Source organism: Bradyrhizobium sp. 17, from assembly GCF_023073515.1.
Classification (GTDB): Bacteria; Pseudomonadota; Alphaproteobacteria; order Rhizobiales; family Xanthobacteraceae; genus Bradyrhizobium; species Bradyrhizobium canariense_D.
In genome coordinates this window covers 12,642-33,769 of sequence record NZ_JADPJQ010000032.1, presented here as the reverse complement: position 1 = coordinate 33,769, position 21,128 = coordinate 12,642, and the positions used below count along the sequence as shown (strand labels likewise).

General features: G+C 58.2%; 14 protein-coding genes and 1 pseudogene. 7 read left to right on the top strand and 8 right to left on the bottom strand.

Annotated features, from left to right (window positions below; translation table 11 throughout):
* Positions 1–136: 136 nt before the first annotated feature.
* The 4 genes and pseudogenes from IVB13_RS04950 to IVB13_RS04935 all read right to left on the bottom strand — a co-directional run.
* Positions 137–291 (bottom strand): annotated as a pseudogene (locus tag IVB13_RS04950) (HAD family hydrolase); the annotation flags it as partial.
* A gap of 37 nt (positions 292–328) precedes the next feature.
* Positions 329–1,216, bottom strand: coding sequence for an oxygen-dependent coproporphyrinogen oxidase (gene hemF / locus IVB13_RS04945; RefSeq protein WP_247487982.1), 888 nt, complete (start codon positions 1,214–1,216; stop codon positions 329–331).
* 451 nt (positions 1,217–1,667) lie between these two features.
* Positions 1,668–2,600, bottom strand: a complete 933-nt coding sequence (locus IVB13_RS04940) for a LysR family transcriptional regulator (RefSeq protein WP_247477601.1) — start codon at positions 2,598–2,600, stop codon at positions 1,668–1,670.
* A gap of 1,655 nt (positions 2,601–4,255) precedes the next feature.
* Positions 4,256–8,941, bottom strand: coding sequence for an AAA family ATPase (locus IVB13_RS04935; RefSeq protein WP_247487979.1), 4,686 nt, complete (start codon positions 8,939–8,941; stop codon positions 4,256–4,258).
* 771 nt (positions 8,942–9,712) lie between these two features.
* Here IVB13_RS04935 and IVB13_RS04930 point away from each other — a divergent pair.
* Positions 9,713–10,264 (top strand): PAS domain-containing protein, encoded by a 552-nt coding sequence (locus IVB13_RS04930; protein WP_247478739.1) that lies wholly within the window; start codon positions 9,713–9,715, stop codon positions 10,262–10,264.
* A gap of 71 nt (positions 10,265–10,335) precedes the next feature.
* Entirely contained in the window at positions 10,336–11,040 is a 705-nt protein-coding gene (locus IVB13_RS04925) for a sulfite oxidase-like oxidoreductase (protein ID WP_247478736.1), read from the top strand.
* A gap of 53 nt (positions 11,041–11,093) precedes the next feature.
* Here the strand turns inward: IVB13_RS04925 and IVB13_RS04920 are convergent, their stop codons facing one another.
* The 3 genes from IVB13_RS04920 to IVB13_RS04910 all read right to left on the bottom strand — a co-directional run bounded on the left by IVB13_RS04920 (position 11,094) and on the right by IVB13_RS04910 (position 13,900).
* On the bottom strand, positions 11,094–11,468 hold the full coding sequence (locus tag IVB13_RS04920) for a response regulator (RefSeq protein WP_247478734.1): 375 nt from the start codon (positions 11,466–11,468) through the stop codon (positions 11,094–11,096).
* A gap of 356 nt (positions 11,469–11,824) precedes the next feature.
* On the bottom strand, positions 11,825–12,481 hold the full coding sequence (locus IVB13_RS04915) for a response regulator transcription factor (RefSeq protein WP_247295268.1): 657 nt from the start codon (positions 12,479–12,481) through the stop codon (positions 11,825–11,827).
* 432 nt (positions 12,482–12,913) lie between these two features.
* Positions 12,914–13,900, bottom strand: a complete 987-nt coding sequence (locus IVB13_RS04910; RefSeq protein ID WP_247487977.1) for an AraC family transcriptional regulator — start codon at positions 13,898–13,900, stop codon at positions 12,914–12,916.
* A 1,051-nt stretch (positions 13,901–14,951) separates the two neighbouring features.
* On the opposite strand from IVB13_RS04910, the gene IVB13_RS04905 reads away from it, so the two are divergent.
* The gene (locus tag IVB13_RS04905; protein ID WP_247334992.1) at positions 14,952–15,626 is read left to right on the top strand and encodes a peroxiredoxin-like family protein; all 675 of its coding nucleotides are present in this window, start codon (positions 14,952–14,954) and stop codon (positions 15,624–15,626) included.
* A gap of 102 nt (positions 15,627–15,728) precedes the next feature.
* Here the strand turns inward: IVB13_RS04905 and IVB13_RS04900 are convergent, their stop codons facing one another.
* Positions 15,729–16,769, bottom strand: a complete 1,041-nt coding sequence (locus IVB13_RS04900; protein WP_247334990.1) for a LysR family transcriptional regulator — start codon at positions 16,767–16,769, stop codon at positions 15,729–15,731.
* Between the two features lie 486 nt (positions 16,770–17,255).
* Between IVB13_RS04900 and IVB13_RS04895 the strand changes: the two genes are divergently transcribed.
* The 4 genes from IVB13_RS04895 to IVB13_RS04885 all read left to right on the top strand — a co-directional run bounded on the left by IVB13_RS04895 (position 17,256) and on the right by IVB13_RS04885 (position 21,106).
* On the top strand, positions 17,256–18,212 hold the full coding sequence (locus tag IVB13_RS04895) for an AraC family transcriptional regulator (RefSeq protein WP_247334978.1): 957 nt from the start codon (positions 17,256–17,258) through the stop codon (positions 18,210–18,212).
* A 1,337-nt stretch (positions 18,213–19,549) separates the two neighbouring features.
* Positions 19,550–20,323: a heme ABC transporter permease gene (locus IVB13_RS04890; protein WP_247334976.1), complete on the top strand. Its 774-nt coding sequence runs from the start codon at positions 19,550–19,552 to the stop codon at positions 20,321–20,323.
* Positions 20,324–20,333: 10 nt separating this feature from the next.
* Positions 20,334–20,486: a heme exporter protein CcmD gene (gene ccmD, locus IVB13_RS40130; protein ID WP_083869754.1), complete on the top strand. Its 153-nt coding sequence runs from the start codon at positions 20,334–20,336 to the stop codon at positions 20,484–20,486.
* The gene (locus IVB13_RS04885) at positions 20,483–21,106 is read left to right on the top strand and encodes a DsbE family thiol:disulfide interchange protein (protein WP_247487974.1); all 624 of its coding nucleotides are present in this window, start codon (positions 20,483–20,485) and stop codon (positions 21,104–21,106) included. The genes ccmD and IVB13_RS04885 overlap by 4 nt, the downstream gene beginning before the upstream one ends.
* Positions 21,107–21,128: the final 22 nt, after the last annotated feature.

The window sequence follows — 21,128 nt, the reverse complement described above, 5'->3', positions numbered from 1 at the left end:
CCACTGCTTGTCGTTGAGCCAGAACAGTCCTTTGCGCATCGAAGTCCCCCGTGCCGAATCAACTTGGCACGAGGGAATCAGAACTCGCTAATTAGGTACAGACCCTAAGACTCATCGGCCGGGCTCATGGCGAGATGTCGGGCAGAGCGCGGTGGCCCGCCGCCGCGAGCGCGGCAAAGCCGCCCTTGACGGTCAGATGCCGGGCTTCAGCAAGCTTCAGTCGCCATGAGGCGTCCGCATTGGTCAGGCGATCTCGGGCCGGCCGTGGGCCGACAGGATGCCGTTGTGCATGTCGATCAGGATGGCGCGGGGAGAAGCTTGCCCGCGCTCATGGCCACTTCACCTCCGGCGGCAACGACGACAGGATCGAGTCGACATTGCCGCCGGTCTTGAGTCCGAAAATCGTGCCGCGGTCGTAGAGCAGGTTGAACTCGACATAGCGTCCGCGCCGGATCAATTGCTCGTCGCGGTCTTCGGCCGTCCATGCCGTCGCGAAATTGCGACGCACGATGTCAGGATAGGTCTTCAGGAAGGCGTGGCCGACGTCGTGGGTGAAGGCGAGATCGGCGCCCCAATCACCGCTGTCGTGCCAGTCGTAGAAAATGCCGCCGACGCCGCGCGCCTCTTTCCGGTGCGGCAGATAGAAATACTCGTCGCACCATTCCTTGTATTTGTCGTAATCGGCGACGCCGTTCGCTCCGGTACAGGCGCCCTTCATCGCAGCGTGGAAGGCGATGGTGTCGGCATCGTCCTGGGTGCGCCGGCGATCCAGCACCGGAGTGAGGTCGGCGCCGCCGCCGAACCAGGCCTTGGTGGTGACTACGAAGCGGGTGTTCATGTGCACGGCCGGCACCTGCGGATTGCGTAAGTGGGCGATCAGCGAGATACCGGAGGCCCAGAACCGCGGATCCTCCGCCGCGCCAGGGATCTGCGCGCGAAACTCGGGCGCGAATTCGCCGTGAACGGTCGAGCAGTGCACGCCGACCTTCTCGAACAGGCGGCCGCGCATCATCGACATCACGCCGCCACCGCCGGGCGCGCCGGTATGGTCGGTGCGCCGCCACGGCCTGCGTTTGAAGCGGCCGGCCTCGCCCGGATAGAGGCTTTGCGGCGCGTCATCCTCCAGCCGCTCGAAGCTCGCGCAGATGTCGTCGCGCAAGGATTCGAACCAGGCGCGGGCGCGGGCTTTGCGATCTTCAATGATTGAAACGTCCATATCCAAAATCCTGAAGGAACCAGCCCGTAGGGTGGGCAAAGGCGCCCTTGCGCCGTGCCCACCATCCTTCACCGGCGTCTTGAATCGTGGGCACGCGGCGCTTTGCCCACCCTACACGATCTATCCCTGCGGACCGTAATCGGTGCGCTCTCGTTGCAAGTGTGGCGGTGAATGCTAGGGCGAAGAACGCGAGTTCCTCGCGCGCGGGAATGAATGCCCACGGCATGGTCCGCTCATCACCCCGGTCCTGGAAAACCTATTGCGCTCGTCCGGCGGCGGCTACAGCATATCGGTAAGCTCATCCGCGTCTGATCTGGCTCTGTCGGGACATCCGTAACCTCCAACGCGCTCCCCAAACTCGTACCTGGGTGCTTCTGGGCCTTAACGTCACCTAAATCACACGGTTTCGCAGTACTCGCTTATGTGCCGCACCTCGCAGCCGGCCCCGTATTCACGCCGCGTCGGAGGACGCGACCGTCGAGCCCCGCGTTTTGTCCAGCGCACTCGTCCAGTCGCGAAAACGAGCAACCCTGATAAAGGCGTCGAGCGCCGGCGAATACTGCCTCCCGGCCACGGCCAAAAGCTGCACCTCACGCCGGACAGGGTCGCCCTCGATTGGGATAGCCGCGAGCGACGGCAGCGTGGGAGCATGGTCTGGCGCCAGGATGGCCCCTAAACCGGCGGATGCCATTTGCTGAAGGTGCCTTTCCTGATCGCTCCTGTGCACAACTGTCGGGCCGGGATGGTCGGCAAAACACGCCTGCTTAAATCGGCCTGCGACGTCGCACCCGACCCTTTCGAGAAAAACCAGTTCGTGAAGGTTTTGAAGCGGGATAACTGTGTGACTCGCCATCGGATGTTTCCGTGGCAAGACGAGCACATACCGCTCCTCGAAGAGCCGCCAGCGGTTGATGCGCTCAGGTACCTCCAACGCGTCGCCGACGAGTGCAGCATTGATCTTACCATCCAAAAGCATCGCAACGAGCCCGTTGGCATCGGCCTCGCGCAGATCGACTCGAAGATCAGGGATGATCCTGGCGAGTTCCAAGAGCAATTCCGTAATGAGTGCGGCGGAGATTGATGGCGCCAGCCCGATCTTCAGCGGAGCGATGGTCTTCTTTTTATAGCCTCGCGCCTGAAGTCGTACCGACTCCGTCGCGGCAAATATTTCCTCCAGCGTTGGCAAAATCATGTTGCCCAGCTCGGTGAGTTGGGTGAGGTGACGTTCACGGTGAATCAACGCGCCACCGAGTTCTTGCTCCAGCTTGTGTATCGCCTTTGTCAGCGCCGGCTGAGTCACATTGCATTGCTCTGCAGCCCGCGTAAAATTGAGCGTCCTTGCCAGGGCTAAAAAATATCGCACCTGATGAAACTGCAGCTGCATACTTATACTCGAAAGGGTTGAGGTGGTTCGGACCATTCCAGTTCGTTGCTGGGGCGGGCAGGAGTGATGATAAAGCGGTTTGTCGCGGAGCCTCCCAGGAAACAGGTATTGTGTGCCGGCTCGGCATTCTCGGCCCGCGTCTTGCGGAACGTTTCCTCACCGACACTCCTTTGAATTAACGTTGCGGACCACGCCATCAGCTTTTGAGCGTCCCAAAGACGCGTCCAATCGTACGAACGTTGCATTGCCTCGCTCGGATCTCGACGTACTGGTACGATCTTGAATTCGCCGCCATTGGAGTCATCGCCTGTTTGGTCACCTAAAGTGTGAATATGTCACTCGAAGCGTGCACGCACAGCCTATCCACTGCACTTTCCGGGGCCGGACAAACGATCGTGGGATCCCTTCTCCGCATTCCTGACACTTGTCATCACATCGACCGGGAAGCCGTTTCACAACAGGTTCGATGACCTGACAGCAGAAGAGAGTGAGTGTCGTGGAGGGGCAATGGCATCGGGGAAACGTCCATCCTTGCGATAGGGAACTACAGTTCGGCTAAGCGTAGAAACATGCAGCTCCTTTCAAGGCGGATCCGATCAAATGGTCGGATCACATCGGGCACCAAACCCCCCGTCGCGCGGACCAGGGCATCGACTTTGCGCCTTGCGCGGTGCGCGTCTTGTCCATCTGCCGATCGGTTGCAAAGCGACCATCGCCGATATCCCGTCTATAGCGATGGCCCTGCTCATGTTGTTTGAAGTTGCGGTAGCCTCGCCCGTGAGTGCGACCTCGCGCGTGGTGCACGTGACGGTCACATCGTCGCCACTAGTCGCGGTGAATATCGCCGGCATCATTGTTCTCCTTATCGCCGCTAAGCCTGATGCTCTTGCGGACTACAGATATAGCCGGTTAATCACTGCGTGAAGCGCAGTTCTTGTTACGGCGTTCTCATTCTTGCGGTTTGTTGAGCGCGTATTTTATGGCGCCGACGTCCGTTGCGTGCCGACAACTCAGAGGTCTGGACACCAGCTCGACCCAAATGGCTCGAACAATCCGCCGTGGTATAGAGATGAGTATCGGTCGCGCTGTTCGGGCCGCGCGACCGCCCGTTAGACGGGTTCGCTGAGGTGCGACACACGCCACTGATACTCATAATCAAGGAACGTACTTTGCGCTCTTCGCTTGCCAAATCGAACTTGTTCCGGCGTTGACCGGACCTAGCGAATGCAATGACCGCGCACGAGGCCCGGAACGGCGACGGTGATCAGGTTAGCGCGTCAATGCTTCAGATCACCGCTCCCATGCGGCGGCACAATATCGGCATTTCTCTTGAAGTTCGCCTCTGCTTTGTCGATCTTGGGTATGTCACGGAGAGCGGTGCTTGACGATTTCTGAGGCGCCCCCGGCGACCTCTCTCAACGCCGTGGCCAACCCGACGTCGCCGCAATACGAGTGCTCAGACTCGTCGTTTCTTAGCTGCGCTGAACGTGGAACGAGATGGACATGAGCCGTTCCGAGGAACAAGCCACGAGCATAACGACCTCCAAAATGATGAATAGCGCGCTGGCTGCGCCGGCGGAACTCCAGTGCGTGCGAGCCCAGAATTCTTCCGGTAGCGATCCGGTCCGTTGCAGACGCGCTGCAAACTCTTCAGTTCACGCCTGATTTGACCGTGCGGGCAGCGTGAATTGAAACGTCGCGCCCCGAGGTTGAGCGGCGGTGGCCCACAGTCGTCCCCCATGCGCTTCAATGATCGTGCGGCAGATCGATAGGCCCATCCCCAAGCCGCCGGGCTTTGTCGTGTTGAAGGCATCAAAGATGCGCTCCAGACCCAGTGAACTCAGACCTGGCCCGGAATCCCGCAGTACTACCAGCACGCCGTCCGGCTCGCCCTTACCAGTGGTGATCACCAGTTCTCGCGGATCCCCGCTGATCGAGCTCAATGCTTCAACGGCATTGATGATCAGGTTCATTATCAGTTGTTGCAGCTGGACCCGATCTCCTTGAATGAGCGGCAAACCGTCCCCGAGGTGTGATTGCACCGAAATGCCATTCTTCACGACTTCGCCGCGGGTCAGGGCGATCACCTCAAGGATTGCTTCGTTGATGTCCACGTCTTCTTTCCGTAGAGGTGCTTTTTTGAAAAGCGCTCGTATCCGGCCGACGACCTCGCTGACGCGATTGCCGTTAGCAAAGATCCGGTTGAGAGCGTCTCGAGCTTTGTCCAGATCTGCTGGTTCTTTGCTCAGCCAGTGCAACGCCGCAGAGGCATTGTTGAGCGTCGCCCCGATCGGCTGGTTGACTTCATGGGCGATCGAAGCCGAGAGATGCCCCATTGTTGCAACTCGATTTGCGTGCACGAGCTCCATCTGCACCTCACTGTAACGCCGTTCGCTTTCGCGAATTTCCTCCTCCGCCCGCTTGCGCTCAGTTAAGTCTACCACGAAGGCCGCGCCTTGGTCGGATCGCTCTCCGAAGGTCGCTGCCCCGACCAGCACCGGCACGCGGCTGCCGTTTTTCGCGAAGTACTCCTTCTCGTAGGGTTGCGTGGTCCCGGTCGCCTCCAGCTGGGCTAGTCGTCGGTCGTCGGCATCGCTCCATTCCGTGGGTGTCAGGTCCCGCCAGCGCAGTTGGCCAGAGACGAGATCATCGCGGCTGTATCCGACGATGCGGAGAAAAGCTTCGTTGGCATCGATGATCCTGCCGTCAACGTCCCAGACGAAGATTCCGATAATGTTGGCATCCACTAACCGTCGGATTCTGGCCTCCCGCTCGGCTAGTTCGCGATACAGGCTGGCGTTCTCTATTGAGATAGCGGCCTGGGAAGCGAGCAGTGTGAGGACTACCATTCGAGCGGGAGTAAACGCGGCAGTCGTAAGGTTGTTCTCCAAGTACAGCAGGCCAATCAACTTGGTCTGCTTAAGTATCGGCAGGCAGAGCACTGAGCGCGAGCGACGGTCACGAATATAGTCGTCCCCTGAAAACGAATTCTGATTGGACGCATCGTGCAGCAGAACGCTTTGTTTTGTGCGAAGCACGTAGTGAAACACCGAGTTTGGGAGATCTGCGGTCGTGACGCGCGCCTGTTTCAGGACCACCGTCACGTTGTCACCGCTGGCTGTGGCCTCTGCTTCAATTTGATATTTGTCGGCTCGGGGAAGAATCAGGAGACCTCGATCTGCGCCTGCGTGTTCGATTGCCGAACTCACGAGCGTGTTCATTAACTTCTCAAAGACGATTTCGCCCGAGACCGCTTCCGAAACCTTGATTACGGTAGCCAAATCGAGTTGCTCGAAGGGTGTCACTATCGTCGCCGTGGAATTCGGGATCGACTCGTCCAGCTTGAGCTGCGGATAACGTTTCTCGAGTTGGCAAACCTTTCCGTCGGCTCCCCAGCGCTGATAGCAGCCCTGCGCGGCGCGCAAATAGGTTGCCGCGATTTTCCCGTAATCGCGCTCTGCGTAGAAGCGCGCGGCAATCTCGTTGGCAATTGCCTGGATGTGCACGAAGCCGTATTTGCGAGCCTCGCGGATCGCTTTGTCGTACAGCTCCTGAGCGTTCAGTGTTCGGCCCTCCATGCGGGCGATCTCGGCGCCGACCAAGGCGGCGCGGTCTTCGAAGGTTTCCGGGTTGACCTCCGCCCACGCTAGGAGTTCCCGGTGGTGCTCAAGTACAGATGCGAAATGCGTCGGTCTCTGCTCCGGTGGGGCGTGATCCCACATCGCCGCATGCGCCAGCGCCGCATATAGGCGATACTCCGCCGACTCGAACGTTGCCGCCGACGTCCAAAGCAGGGGCTCCGCGTGCCGCGATGCATCGACCGCCGCCGCAAGCTCTCCGGCAAAAAAATGCGCCTGCAGCTTTCGCGTCCAGTAATAGAACTCCGAGAGCACGAGATCCGGGCTGTTGGCCAAACGGCGCTCGGTATCGACTTCGCTATATCCCCCATGATCCAGGCAGCCGAACGTTTCAGTCAGCCCGCGCAGGGTGAGGATCAAACCAAGTTGTGCTCCGCAGCGCTCGATGAGCGGACCGAAGCGCACCCGCCTCGCAAATGCCAAGCCCTTCTCGCATTCCTCTTGCACTTCCGCGAGTGGATCCCCGGCCGCGAGACCAACCGTGACGGTCAGCAGTTCGCACTCCGCTGTCAGATATTCGATCGAGAAGATAAGCCGGTAATTGCGTTCCCAAGTCTCTTCTGTAAGAAGGGCGCGGCCGGCCCTGAGATAGATGAGAGCGGAGTCGTATGCTGTCGAGAGTTTCGCGCGCCGACCTGCGATCAGATTCAATTCTGCGACGCGCTCGCGATCCTCAACAAAGTTGATAAGGTGAGAGCCACGGTTAAGTTGATTGGCGATATCAAATATCGCCTTCTCACGTCTTTCTAAGGGCGTATGCTCAGCGAGGAGCATTCCGATGCGGAGGTGAGCCTCGGCACGCAGCTCCGCCGGGATAAGCGAGTAGGCCGCTTCCTGCACGCGGTCGTGCATGAAGCCGTAGCAATTGTCCGTGCGGAAGATCAGACCCGATCGCACCGCTTCCCAGAGATGATCGTGCATGTCCTCGACGGAGCCCTGATACCCAATCCGCAGCATCTCGAACTCTGCAGTGTTGCCCATGCAGGCGAACTGCTGGAGTAACTTCTGGGTTTCTGGCGAAAGGCGCTTTAATTTGTCCACCATCAGCTCTACGACATTGTCCGTGAAGCCTTTGGCACGAATGCGAGGCAGGTCCCATATCCAACGGCGCGCGCGGTAATCGAATGTCAGCAGGCGCTCGTCCGCCAGAGTAGAAATGAACTGGATTGCAAAGAACGGGTTGCCCGTGGTTTTTTCGTAAATCAAGTCTGCCAGTGGGGCGGCGGGCTCCAGTTGGCAGTGAAGGGAGTCCACAAGCAGTTTACCTAGATCGTCGCGACTGAGTGGTGTGAGAACGATGTCCTGCACTGCGGCTCCGGCCTGACGGATCGCTTGAAGCTTACGTACCAGCGGATGGTTGCCATTGACCTCATTGGTCCGATACGCACCAATGAGCAATAAATGCTGCAAATCGTTGTGTGTTAGCAGATCTTCGACGAGGTCGAGTGTGGCGACATCCAGCCATTGCATATCATCGAGGAAGAGCGCAAGCGGATGTTCAGGTCGTGCAAACACGCCGATGAACCGTCGCAAGACGGTCTGAAAACGTCTCTGCGCTTCCTGCGGCGGCAATTCGGGCAACGGCGGCTGGTCGCCAATGACGTGCCACAATTCCGGGACGAGATCGACGAGGAGCAGTCCGTTCGGACCCAGGGCCTCACGAATTGCGGCCTGCCATTTGTGCAGATCTTCCTCGTTCTGGCTTAGGAGCCGCCGGATAAGGCTCTGAAACGCACCGGCCAGGGAGGCGTGCGGAATATCCCGCTTGTGCTGGTCGGATTTGCCCGACGCGAACAAGCCGCGTGGCCGCACGAGCGGTTTATGAAGCTCATTGACGATTGCGGATTTTCCGATCCCGGAGTATCCAGAGACCAGCACCAGTTCGGCTCGGCCACCGCCAACGATGCGGTCGAAGGCGGTCAGCAGAGTGTCAACTTCGCGGTGCCTCCCATACAGCTTCTCGGGGATGATGAGGCGATCCGGGGTATCGTATGCGCCAAGGGTGAAGTCATCGATCCACCCGTGGGACTCCCACTGGGATAGGCAGCGCCGAAGATCGCTCTCAACTCCCACCGCTGTCTGGTATCTTTCCTCCGCGGTCTTGGAGAGCAACTTCATCGTGATCGCGGAGACCGAGACTGGTACGGTTCCCACCCGCGATCTGGGGGCGGCTGGTTGTTTCGCGATATGACAGTGCACCCATTCCATGGGGTCGGAGGCCGTGAATGGAAGAGTCCCGGTCAACATTTCGTAAAAAGTCACTCCAAGCGAATAAAGGTCGCTCCGATAATCGACCGAGCGATTCATTCGTCCCGTCTGCTCGGGTGCCATGTAGGCGAACGTTCCCGCGATGAACTCGGGAGGATCGGGCGACTGGCGCTCGCGCGGAAGTTGGGACGCAATCCCGAATCCGGTGAGCCATGCGTTACCGGTCTCGTCGACGAGGACATTCGAAGGCTTGATATCCCGATGGATAAGGCCCTGCTGATGGACTTGACCCAGTGTTCTTGTCAGCCCAACAGCGATGCTTAGGAACCGAGTCACATCTAGCGGTTGCCCATGGTCACGCTCAAGAATCCAATCCAGCGGCTGACCGCCGGGGTCCTGGAGTAGGAGGATCGTCCGCCCTTCGTGACGCGTAATGGCCAGAGGCTTGGCAGCCCAAGCGGGATCGAGTTCGGCGGCGATCGAGTATTCGTGCATAAGCCGCCTGATACTCTGAGGCGACGGCTGTTCAAAGAGTGCGATCGCTAGGACCGACGAAGGGTCATCGTGTTTCCGGCCGCGGTAAAGGGTAAAATCCGCGCTTTTCCGCAGGGGCACAAGCACGTACCCCGACAGCCCCGGGATAGGTGACATTCTTGTCGCCACGGGCATCACGACCTCGGAGTATTCATTTGGACAGGACGCCAGAAGGATGTCAACTGCAACGAGATATCTGTGGCCGCGCCAGAGAACGAGTTGGTCATCTTTCGAACGAGCTGGAACTTTCTGGGGCGCTTCGTCGACAACATTCTCCGAACCGGCACTCCGCTCATCAGACAAGTGCGTTCACTTCCACCAGGCCTCTGAGCAGATGAGCTCAACGCAGACAGGTTAACCTCCAGCAGGCGTTTGCTCATAAAGCCGAGCCCTTCTTCGATTGTGGTTTCAGGCGATCTTCCGGCAGCGCCGCCTCCCGCAGCTCGTTAGGTCTGCAATCGGGAAAGTGACTGGTTCCGCGATTTTCACCGCGACCTTTCACGCTCCGCCCAAGTCAGGGGCTACCCTCGTCCTCGCCGCTCCCATTATTTCGCTCACAGTCCTGCTATCGGAGATGTGGCGGCTAGCCTTCGCGAAGCCCGTTTCTCAGCACTTGAGAGTTCCGCAAGATAGAGTCTTCTTGCGTAGTCTCAAGTGCCCTCTTGACAAGCGGGATAAACGGGACATGAAATTCGATCGTCTTCTGACTCCATCGCGCAAAGGAAGTTGAAAATGGCAACCAGCGTGACACATAGTGGTTTGGCAACAAGCACGATGATTTTGGATGGTGACTTCGACGAGATCGACTTCCGAGGAGAACTCGTGGACGGCCACCTCGTCGCAAAAGGACTTCTTGCAGACCAAGCGGCAATGGATTCTATCCCTGTAGGGATATACGTCCTTGAGAAGGATGCCACCGTCGTTAAGTGCAACAAAGCTGCAATCGCCGGTTGGGGACGGACGCCGTCCTTGGGAACCTCGGAAAAGTTTTGCGGGTCACACCTGCTTCGTTACCCCTCAGGAGAAGTGATGCCGCACGAGCTTGCACCACCTTCCGTGGTGGTCAACAACGGCGCCACCGTTCGGAATGCCGATGTAATTTGCGAGCAGCCAAACGGTTATCGTCTTCTGGCGCTCGTGAATGTGTTTCCAATTCGTGACGACGAGGACGAAGTGATCGGAGCGGTCAACATTTTCCGACACAACACCAGCAAGACTGTTCCTGGTTTACTCTCCGAGCCTGCAAGTGGTTCTAACTCCAAGAGCGGTGACGGGGAGCAGTAAGGCTCCCCCTTCGCCGCCTCGGGGACTAGCGTGCTGGTAGTCCGCTCCTCGAGGTGGTGTACCAGACACCTATGTTCGGTGATGTCCGGGGCAATCCGGTGACGCTTTTCAGGCCCCGAAAATCACTACGTGCGCCAACTAGGGCGCGTTACTTCTTTGCGGTGGAGCTATTTGTGCAATCGAACGAGCGACGCGAACGGGAGCGTGAGATGCGTGGCGCTGGGCGGCTGCCCCCAGGACAGTCGCTGACGCTCAAGTGGCCGGTGCTGCATGTGGGCTCGGTGCCGCTCTTTGCTCCCACGACCTGGGATTTTCGCGTGTTCGGCCTTGTAGAGGAGCAGCTGCGGCTTTCCTGGGAAGAGCTCTGCAAACTGCCGCAAAGCGAAGTACTTGCCGACTTACACTCCGTCTCGCGCTGGAGCCGGTTCGACAACCGTTGGGGAGGGATTCTCGCCACAGAATTGATGAAGCGAGTGACGTTGCGGCCAGAGGCGCGGCACGTGATGATCCATGGCGAGAACAACTACACGGCGAACCTGCCAATCTCGGACTTTCTGCTCCCGACGACGGTTTTCGCCTTGCGGCATGACGGCGAACCCCTTACGGCCGAGCATGGTTATCCGCTCCGGCTCGTGGTGCCAAACCTCTATGGTTATAAAAGCGTGAAATGGGTGCGCGGGATCCAGTTTTTGGATCGCGAATCGCCGGGCTTGTGGGAATTCAACGGATTTCACATCTACGGGGACCCGTTCAAAGAGCAACGATTTTCGAGCTGAAGGGAACGTTTCCTGAGCGGCAGCCGATCGATTGCTGATTAGGGATTTTCATCTTATTTCCCGCGCTGTAGCGCCAATTCGATGCATCCGAGTAGAACCTTTTCGTCGATGGGTTTGGTCAGATAGCCAACGACGCCCTGATCCAGAGCCCGAGCTCGCGCGCTGTCGTCGGGGTAAGCGGTGATCAGAACCGTTGGTATGTTATAGCCGGATCCTACCAAGCGGCTATATAACTCAGTCCCAGTCATGCGCGGCATGTGGACATCAACAATCAAACAGGAGCTATCGCGCAAGTTTCCAGACGCGAGAAACTCCATTGCCGACGAGTAGGTCTCAGTCGTGAATCCGATCGCTTGCAGGAGACCCGCTAAGGCTGAGCGAGATTGGTCATCATCATCAATGATCGAAATTCGAATCTGGCTAGACATATCCCCACCTTCGTTGCTGGGGAGGTGGCCCGCCGCATCTCGCGTTCCGTGTCCATCTCATGAAGCGCACTGCGCGGACACCATTACACGTTAACGACAAAGGTCTGAACCGGCGATTAGACGATGGGCGGGCGGTGCTACGCTTTGGAACAACCGATGCTATACTTAGGAATAATCGATGCAGACTATCTGAATAGTTCAGCCCGGTTTGGGCCACGTCCGAACGCGTGCGCTGATCTCGGGTCGTTACGTTCGACGCGGCAGCAGGGCCTGGCGGCAAGCGATTAACGCCGTCAGTTGATTTGCGCAAACAATAGCCCTCTCGGCTGATGCACTCGCGTGCAAGCAGGAAGCGATTAAGACCGGGGCGACTTTATACCGAGCGTCTCCGCCATTTTGACAAGCTCGGCCAGCGATTGCGCACCCATCTTCTGCATAACATGACCGCGGTGCGCCTTTACAGTGATCTCAGCTATCTCTAGCTTAAAAGCGATTTGCTTGTTCTTTAAGCCAGTCGTCACGAGAGCCAGCACCTCTCGCTCGCGCGCGCTTAATCGCTCGAGACGCGACTTCAATTCCATGAGCCGCCGCTCGTTCTTCCGCCGCGTCCGATCGCGCTCGAGCGCGATCGTGACTGCATCCAGCATGTCTTGATCGCGGAATGGCTTGGTTAGAAAATCCACAGCGCCTGCCTTCATGGCCCTGACCGACATCGGAATGTCGCCGTGGCCGGTCATGAAGATGATGGGAATCGACGCGTTCACTTTCGACAGCTCGGCTTGGACATCGAGACCGCCTAGGCCCGGCAATCTGACGTCAAGTACGAGGCAGCTCACCGCGTCGGGCAACAATTCGCCCTGCAGCAGCTCCGCTGCCGAGCCAAACATCTTGACCTTGAAGCCAACCGAGTTGAACAGGTCCCCGAGTGAGGCGCGGAAGTCATTGTCGTCGTCAACGACGACGATGGTTGGCTCCTCGGCTTCCGCACGCTTTTGAATTGAATGCTGCGCCACGGGATACTCCCCCAAAACCGACAATTCCGTGTAGAAATATCATCTTCACGAAGACCATTCAACAAATGACACTCCGCGAGTTCCAGCGTGGAACGCAATCGCTTGCGCGTGAAGGTGATCTGATTTTCATCGGTCGGACTAAAACAGGGGTGATGAGGGCAATCGACCTAGTCTCGCGCCCAGCCCATCATCAGTACAGATTTGCGATACGTCGCTCGCATCGCTCTAGCGGGTCCATTCACGGCGCCGCTTGCTTTCGGTCGCTTTGCCGAATTCCCGCGATGGGCTTTCTGCCTCTCTTCGCCACCAGCGGCAGATGCATGCCTTCTTAAGGCCCGTGACCTGCTTTCTTGACGGGCCCCCAAAGCCCGATGTTGCACCGAGACGCCGCTACCTTCGAATGGCAAAGTTGAGCGGGACGCCCCAATTCATTCATACGGTTATCGGAGGAGCCACGCTTCGGCGGTAATCCGCGGGAGCAATTCCCGTCGCCTTCCGAAACGCCGTGGCGAACGCGTTACGACTGCTGAAGCCGACCGCCCGACCGATTTCCATCATAGAGCCTGCGCGGTTTGCCAGCAGTAATTTGGCCTGCTCAACGCGACGTTTGGTCTGGTACCGATGAGGCGGCATTCCGAGAGATTGCTTGAACACCCGGCAGAAATGATACGGGCTAAGACGAACGAGCTGCGCCAACGTGCCAATCGGTATCCGCTCATTGAGATGCTCCTGGATGTAGGCGGTGACGAGCCGCTGCTGCCACTGTGCAAGACCACCTTGGAGTTGACGCTGAATGCTGGGCATCCCGCAAGTGAAACGCACGACTTCATGCATAAGCAGGCTACCGAGACTCTCGAAGTAGACCGGGTCTCCTGCAGAGCTATCGACGAACGTCTTCAGCTTGAGGGCGGTGTTCCATAGCGTTTCGTCTTCGAACAGTAGGCGTGGGGAGTCCGGCAGCCCGGTGATGCCACGTTTGGAAAGAGCCTTCAGCCTCTCAGGGTCGAAGTAGAAGTACATGAGCTGCATCTGCGATCCCCGCGGCTCGTGCCAATCGTAGAACTCGCAGCCAGCAGGAACGAATGTCAGCTTCCGCTCGAGGCTCCGGAGCGCTGATGGCGGCACACCTTCTACAAATGTCTCTCCATCGCGGCGCTCCCCCTTCTCGTACATGACGAGCATATGCATTGGAGCCCTATACTGATGTTGGACTTTGCCTCGACTTGTGGATCGAATAGATTCGGCCGTCATGCCGTGCCCCGTTATGATGAGGCGTTCCACAGCCTCACGAGGAGAAATTTCAACAACAGGATGGATCACGTCCGCCGGCACCTGATCATCCAATTGACGAATTGGATCGAAAATGAGCGGCTCATGGTCACCAACAATGATCGGAGATTGAGCTATCGGCAGCAACATTCGTGATCGTGAAGGATGTTGCCGCTCATCAGGGCCGTGGCGCCAATCGCGTGGCTTCCCAAGCTTCTTGCATAAAGGGACTTGCTGGAGCTCGGGTCGCGGCGTGGAGGACGAACGTGCTCGGCGGTGTTCCACCATCGCTTCCCCCGTCTGCTGGAATTTGACTCGTGGCATCATCTGGTCATCATTGGCTGGACGCATGGAATTCAAACTCCGATTCAGGACTGCATTCATCCCTACCGTTGCGCGATCGCGGTGCCTGTTTTGGGAGTAGGCCGTCGCGCGCCGGGCCGAGCGGCAGATCCCCCCGAAACCTGCTACAAGCGAATGCGAGGTAAGCCTGCCCTGCGACACGGAAGTCCCCAATTGCACTCGCGTTTGCGTGTCTGACAGAAAGGGCAAAACGGGATGAGACTTTTGGCGGAGCACGGCTGCGACTTTTGGATATCTCGGTTTCGACCTATTTGGCGCTCGGCGTCACTTCACCGACTCTGATTTTTGACGCGCCGGGCAGGCGAACCTCAATTTGGTTACATCGGTCTCCCCTCAACGCCGCGCGGGCTAGAAGGCGCTCTGCCGGTCGCGGCATACGTTATCAGCAACACATGTTCGACTGAGGAGGTTGGCTTGCTCACGGATTGTCCTGGCTTCGCGGCTGCTTCTTGCAGAAGCACTCCTGACGAAATGCCGACTAGGGCACGCGCTCCGCAAATGGAACCCAATGCGTCGTGCAGCGATCGGTGTCGGTTCTGAGGACAATCTTGGCGTACAGCTCGTGCAGCTCGGTGCTTGGCTATTGCCTCTCCTTGATCGTGTCGCTCGGTATGCAGGAGCCTTGGCGCGCTGAAAGAGTCATGACCTCCTCAACGGAAGCTGCTCCCTACTATTTCGTCCACCCGCGCGCATCGCGATACTGGGGGCGACGACTATTCCTATCGATTATTCGTCGACGGTTACCATTCCAAAGTTGAATTTTCGTTTTCCAGAACGCTCGGTCACCATGGAAGAAACATACGCGGCCAAGTGCCGTGGGCGACCGGGGAGAACCAGAATGGGCGATGACGTTTCAAAGGGGCCCCCGGCCAGCAAGCAGGTCGACCCCTCTGCGGAGACCTTGAGCGGTTTCCGCATGCTGGACATCCGAACCGACCGCCTGCTTTCATCATGGTTGCGAGAGGCCGGTATTCCTGACGGCGCCCTGAAGGCGAACGAACTTGCCCCCGACTTTCTTCTCCCCGAGGCAGATGGAAAGCTCGTTTCATCTTTGGAGTTGCGACGAGCTGCACCGTTGATCGTCACCTTTGTTTACGGGACTTGGTCCCCATTGTGCACGGTTGGACTGCGCGCCCTTCAAAAGGCAACCTTTAGAATCCGCGCTGCCGGCGCCACAACAATTGTCATAACGCCCGAGGCTGGAGAATTGCCACGCAATTTCAAACGCGACCGCCGACTGGATCTGGAAATCCTCTCCGACCTAGATCTTGGGGTGAGCCTATCGTTCGGCCTGGTGTCCGTGGTGCCGGCGGACATAAAGAGCCATCTCTTGCGGCGCGGACTCGATCTCTGCGCTCCCCATGGCTTCTCCTTTTGGATGTTGCCGATGCCGGCCATCTATGTCCTCGACCAACGAGGGATCATCCGTCGAGCGTTTGTCGGCCCGGACTCCATCACGGGAGCGAAGACCGACACCTTGCTTGCTGCCCTGTCCGAAATTGGATGGGCCTAAGCCTCGCCCTTCGAGGCTGACCGGAATGAGCCAAGTCAATTCAAGAGGCTACGCATGGGCGACTGCAACTGCGTCATGGCCCAACAACGACTTCGCGTCACCTCAGCAACGACGGTTGGATACCCGTAACAAGCTCGGGCATGAAGAGGCGGGACCGGGGCCCGTGATCTGGATCAAGGAGCCTGCACCTTGTGCATCAGCCGAGCAAACATTGTCCTTGTTCGAGTCAGGGGCAGATGCGCGGCGGAGTTTGTCCAACGCAGTCGTCCAGTCGCGAACACGAGCAACCTTGATGAAGGCGTCAAGCGCCGGCGAATATTGCCTCCCCGCCACGGCCAAAAGCTGCACCTCGCGCCGGACGGGGTCTCCCTCAATTCGGATAGTGGCGAGCGACGGCAGTCTGGGAGCGTGCTCTGGCGCCAAGATGGCCCCCAAACCGGCGAATGCCATTTGCTGAAGATGCCTTTCCTGATCGCTCCTGTGCATAACCTTAGGGCCTGGTTGGTCGGCAAAACAAGCCCGCTTGAATCGGTCTGCGACGTCGCATCCGACCCTTTCGAGAAAGACCAACTCGTGCAAGTCTTGGAGCAGGATGACGGTTTGCCTGGCCATCGGATGTTTCCGAGACAAGATGACCACACAGCGTTCCTCGAACAGGCGCCACCGGTCGATACGCTCAGGCAGCTCCATGGCGTCACCGACAAGTGCAGCATTGATCTCGCCATCCAAAAGCATCGCAACCAGTCCGCTGGCATCGGCCTCGCGCAGATCGACTCGAAGATCGGGGATGATCCTGGCGAGCTCCACAAGCAATTCAGTAATGAGTGCGGCGGAGACCGACGGCACCAGTCCGATCTTAAGCGGGGCTATCGCCTTCTTTTGATAGGCTCGTGCCTGACGCCGTACGGCCTCGGCGGCGGAGAATATTTTTTCCAGCGTGGGCAAAATCATCTTGCCCAGATCGGTGAGCTGGGTGAGATGACGTTCACGGTGAATCAGCGCGCCGCCGAGTTCTTGCTCCAACTTTTGTATCGCCTTTGTCAGCGCCGGCTGCGTCACATTGCATTGCTCCGCCGCTCGCGTAAAATTTAGCGTCTTTGCTAGGGCTAAGAAATATCGCACCTGATAAAGCTGCAGCTGCATAGTCAGACTCGAAACATTCGCCCCGGTTCGGGCCGTTCGGTTCGTTGCCATAGTAGGCAGGCGTGATGATCAAGCGGTTGCTCGCGGAGCTTCCGATTAAAAAGGTATTGTGCGCCGGCTCGGAATTGCCGGCCGCGTCTTGCTGAAAGCGTTTGCATCGATGCTGTTTCCTATTGAGGGCGGTTGCGTAGAACATCGTACGCGAGACCAATTTAATGTCGGGTTTGCATTGGGACCGCCTCGACCACCTTTCCATTTAGTGCTTTTTGCTCATTTTGGGACATCCTAAGGCGTCAGTTCTGGACAGTGAAATGAGGGCCGTGGGAAGCGCAGCACGCTCACGCTCGTCCAAGAGGTTCCCAACTCGCTTAGGCAGTTGGTCATGGCGAGCAGATGCGCATCATCCTAGCCATAATACAGTTCCACGATTTGCAATTGTCCTGTCCTAAGACTAGGACATCAGCTCAATCCGAGAGTCCGAAACACATGTCCGATCGTCCAAATCTTACATTGCTTCGATCCCATCTCGATGTGCTGATGGCAACTTTGGATGTCGACGTCATCGGGCTCATCGAGTGTTTGGTTAGCCCAGGCTGGCGCCTGTCATTCGGAAGCGCGGAGGCGCCGGCTATCCACTACAATCTTTCCGGGACCGGACGAATGGTCGTGCGTGGCTTCTCCGCATTTCCTCTAGTACCTCACACCCTTGTCATCACGCCGGCCAAGAAGCCGTTTCACATTGAGGTCGATGACGGCACAGCGGCCAAGAGAGTGAATGTAGTCGAAGCGCAATGGGATCCGCGCTTCGGCGAGCAAATCCAGCGATTCGTCGCCGGGGACCTGGACCCGATGGTCATGCTGATCTGCGGGTACTTTCGCGCTACCTACGGCTCGTCGATCGACCTCTTTGCAGGCCTTTCCACGCCGATTGTCGAGCGCTTCGAACCAGCCGATGAAGTGGGGTCAAAGTTGCAGGCCGCGCGGGCAGAAATCAGCGGCGGGCGGGTTGGAATGCAGGCCATGACAACCGCCATCCTCAAGCAGGTGCTCGTCACGCTCGTTCGTCGCAGTCTCAATTCGACCAGCGTTTGGCTCGAACGCTTCTCTATTTTGAGTGACCGTCAAATCGCTCTTGCGTTCGCGGATCTGCTGGCGCGGCCGGAGGCCGATCACTCCGTCATGGCCTTGGCGCAAAAGGCCGGCTTGAGCCGATCCGCATTCATGGCGCGATTTGTGCGCACGATAGGATGTTCGCCAATGGTAGCGCTCCGGCAAATACGGATGAAGCGTGCAGCCGATATGCTCGCCGCGAGGACATTTTCAGTTGAGCAGATCGCGCGGGCGGTCGGTTATAGGAGCTACAGTAGCTTTCTCCGTGCCTTTCGCCAAGTGCATGGATACGTTCCGGAAGAATCTGAGGGTGATGGACAGAACTCCGATTGAACATACGGCGAGGTGGTGAGGGCAGCCAAACGCCGCCGTGATGCGATCGCGTCTGAATTAACCTTATGATAAATGGCTATCGGATAGATGGTCGCAGGACATTTCCCATTATCCGGCTGCGACGGCACCTCAGCAGATCGCCTTGCGAGTTACTACCGGGGCGACCGAAACGCGTCGCCGAGCTGTCGTGGTCACAACAACGTTAGCCGCGGCTCATCGTGGTTGGGCGCGCGATCCTTTGTCACGAATTCGATCATTGCCTCGAAAGCGGATCGCCGATTAGCAACCGATGGCACCTGCATTGCGAAACCGAAATGACTGATTTGAAGTCATCTGTGGACGGTCCCGTGTCCCGCATTTTCTTCGCTGCTTGAGACGCGGTCGCCCTCTAACTCCTGCCGTACCGGCCTTGATCGTAGGCCTGCAGGATGCGGACAAACTCGGCCATGCTGGATCGATCCCGATCGGCCACAACCGCAACTTGAGCATTGGACGCGGGCCGGCTCCCTTGCCGGAACCGGATTAAGAGATCGGCGATGCTTATCATGGGGGGCTCTCCGCAATCATGGAAGTAAACAGTAATTACTGGCAACATGCGGCTCGTGATGGGAAAGACCGGTCGAGCATTACGTGGCCGACCTTGTCCTGCAACTGCCTGCTCGCGGGCCGGTTCCGTTGCCGTTCGCTCCGTATCATCTGGTAGCACCGAGCGCTTAGTTGTTGCCATTGCGCGAGGGTATGAAGTGACCCTACCGAGGTATAGGTCGACCAGACCTCGGTGCAATTCCATATGAGTGCACACAAAAAGGGCCGCCTGCGTTGCCACAAGCGGCCTAAGTCTAGGGAGGAAACGCCCAAGGTGGGCAGCGATAGCTGGGAGGGCCACCGCACGCGTTATAGATACGACGATCGCGATTGGTGGCTCAATTGACCCTACGTACGGGTCGGGCATCCAAACGGAGTAAGGGACCTATACGAAGAACGCGCCCTTTGAAGCGGACCGCTTACACGAGACGAGCGCCGTCACTTTCGAGCGCGGCATTAACCGCTATCTCGACGTCGCGCGCGATCGAATAGCGCGCGGCTCCCACCTGCTATCGGTCTCTCGAATTGCTGTGCCGTCTGCACGGGATGATTTCGGCCACTCCAAGTATACAAATCGGAGCCGCTCAGCTCTGGGCGCCTAGTGGGCATCAAAACAATAACTGGAGGTAATTTGTGAAATCGTCTCCGGTGTGATGCGATACTCATCGGCTTGTAGACGCCCGAGTGGCACGAACTTTCGTCGGGAGCGCGAGCAATCCCGGCCTGCAGGTTGAGTTCGAGGAGATCGGAATTTGAGTCTGAACTTCACTGCGTACAGCAATCCTGGTAATTTCGTGCGTATCGCCGCAAGGCTGCTGCCTTGGCTTTGGGGTTCGACGGCGTTCGCCTTCGCAGTTGGTCTGCTTGGAACATTCGCCGCGCCACCCGACTACCAGCAAGGCGAGACGGTGCGCATCATGTACATCCACGTTCCCGCCGCGTGGACAGCGATGCTTGCCTACACGTTCATGGCGGTGTTTGCGCTCGGATCCTTAGTTTGGCGTCATCCACTTTCCGATGCAGCACAAAAGGCGGCTGCGCCGCTTGGCGCGGCTTTCACCTTTATCTGCCTCGTCACAGGCTCCCTCTGGGGTAAACCGATGTGGGGCGCATATTGGGTTTGGGACGCCCGGCTCACCTCCGTGTTGGTTCTGTTTCTGATCTATCTCGGTCTGATCGCGCTCTGGCAGACGATCGAGGACCCGAACAGGGCGGCACGAGCAGTTTCGATCATGACCTTGGTTGGGTTCATCAACATCCCAATCGTGAAGTTTTCGGTTGATTGGTGGAACACTCTCCACCAGCCGGCATCGGTATTTCGGATGGAGGGCTCGGCGATCGCCGGCACGATGTTATGGCCGCTGATTGTGATGGCGCTCGCATACTCGCTTTTGTTCGTGACTCTCCACGTAATGGCAGTCCGTAACGAAATCATGCGACGCCGTATCCGGCGGCTTGCGATCACGATGGCGGCTGCGGGTGAACCTGCCATGGCTTGCATACTGCCTGTCGAAATGGCGTCCTGAGCAGATTGTGATGCAGCATAGCGGATTCATCACAATGACTTTTCTGGTGACGGGCACCGTGCTTGCCGGGATGATCGCGGCGGTCCTCATCGACTATCGCGTTCAGCGCCGTACCCTGCGTCGTCTGCGACTTGGTCACTCCGATCCGCGCGGCCGCGTATGAGCAACATCACACCTTCGATTCACCTCCCTGCGAGCACCACGGCCCGTCAACGCGCGCTGGCCCGCCTGTGGGTGATTATCCCGCTTCTAGTCTTCTTCGGAATTGCGGCGTTACTCCTGGTGCGGCTCGGCGCCGGAGACCCGTCACTCGTGCCCTCCGCTGTGATCGGCAGGCCGGCACCGCAGTTTGCGCTGGAGCCGCTGGAGGGGCTTCGCACGCCTGGTCCACCCGGCTTGTCGGGCGCCGATCTGCGGAAGGGGCACGTGACAATTGTGAACGTGTTCGCATCATGGTGTATCGAGTGCCGGGAAGAACAAGGGGCTCTGATGGCGTTGGCGAGCGACCGGATGCTGCAGCGACAGGGGGTGACGCTTACCGGCATCGTCTACAAAGACGATCCCAGAAACGCGCTAGCCTATCTCGCCGCGAATGGGAACCCCTTCGCACAAGTCGGCATTGACCGGTCCGGCCGAACGGGCATCGATTTCGGCGTCTATGGCGTCCCCGAGACCTATGTGGTCAAGGGGGATGGCACAATCGCCTACAAGCTGGTTGGAGGCATCTCGGACGCAAGTCGACCAGCTCTGATGGCGGCAATTGCCGGGGCAGAGCGTCCATGACGACTGCCTTGCAAGTCCATTT

Coding starts and splice junctions, on each gene's coding strand:
- hemF (WP_247487982.1), bottom strand. CDS start 1,216: ATGGACGTTTCAATCATTGAAGATCGCAAAGCCCGCGCCCGCGCCTGG.
- IVB13_RS04940 (WP_247477601.1), bottom strand. CDS start 2,600: ATGCAGCTGCAGTTTCATCAGGTGCGATATTTTTTAGCCCTGGCAAGG.
- IVB13_RS04935 (WP_247487979.1), bottom strand. CDS start 8,941: ATGCACGAATACTCGATCGCCGCCGAACTCGATCCCGCTTGGGCTGCC.
- IVB13_RS04930 (WP_247478739.1), top strand. CDS start 9,713: ATGGCAACCAGCGTGACACATAGTGGTTTGGCAACAAGCACGATGATT.
- IVB13_RS04925 (WP_247478736.1), top strand. CDS start 10,336: ATGTTCGGTGATGTCCGGGGCAATCCGGTGACGCTTTTCAGGCCCCGA.
- IVB13_RS04920 (WP_247478734.1), bottom strand. CDS start 11,468: ATGTCTAGCCAGATTCGAATTTCGATCATTGATGATGATGACCAATCT.
- IVB13_RS04910 (WP_247487977.1), bottom strand. CDS start 13,900: ATGTTGCTGCCGATAGCTCAATCTCCGATCATTGTTGGTGACCATGAG.
- IVB13_RS04905 (WP_247334992.1), top strand. CDS start 14,952: ATGGGCGATGACGTTTCAAAGGGGCCCCCGGCCAGCAAGCAGGTCGAC.
- IVB13_RS04900 (WP_247334990.1), bottom strand. CDS start 16,769: ATGCAGCTGCAGCTTTATCAGGTGCGATATTTCTTAGCCCTAGCAAAG.
- IVB13_RS04895 (WP_247334978.1), top strand. CDS start 17,256: ATGTCCGATCGTCCAAATCTTACATTGCTTCGATCCCATCTCGATGTG.
- ccmD (WP_083869754.1), top strand. CDS start 20,334: ATGCAGCATAGCGGATTCATCACAATGACTTTTCTGGTGACGGGCACC.
- IVB13_RS04885 (WP_247487974.1), top strand. CDS start 20,483: ATGAGCAACATCACACCTTCGATTCACCTCCCTGCGAGCACCACGGCC.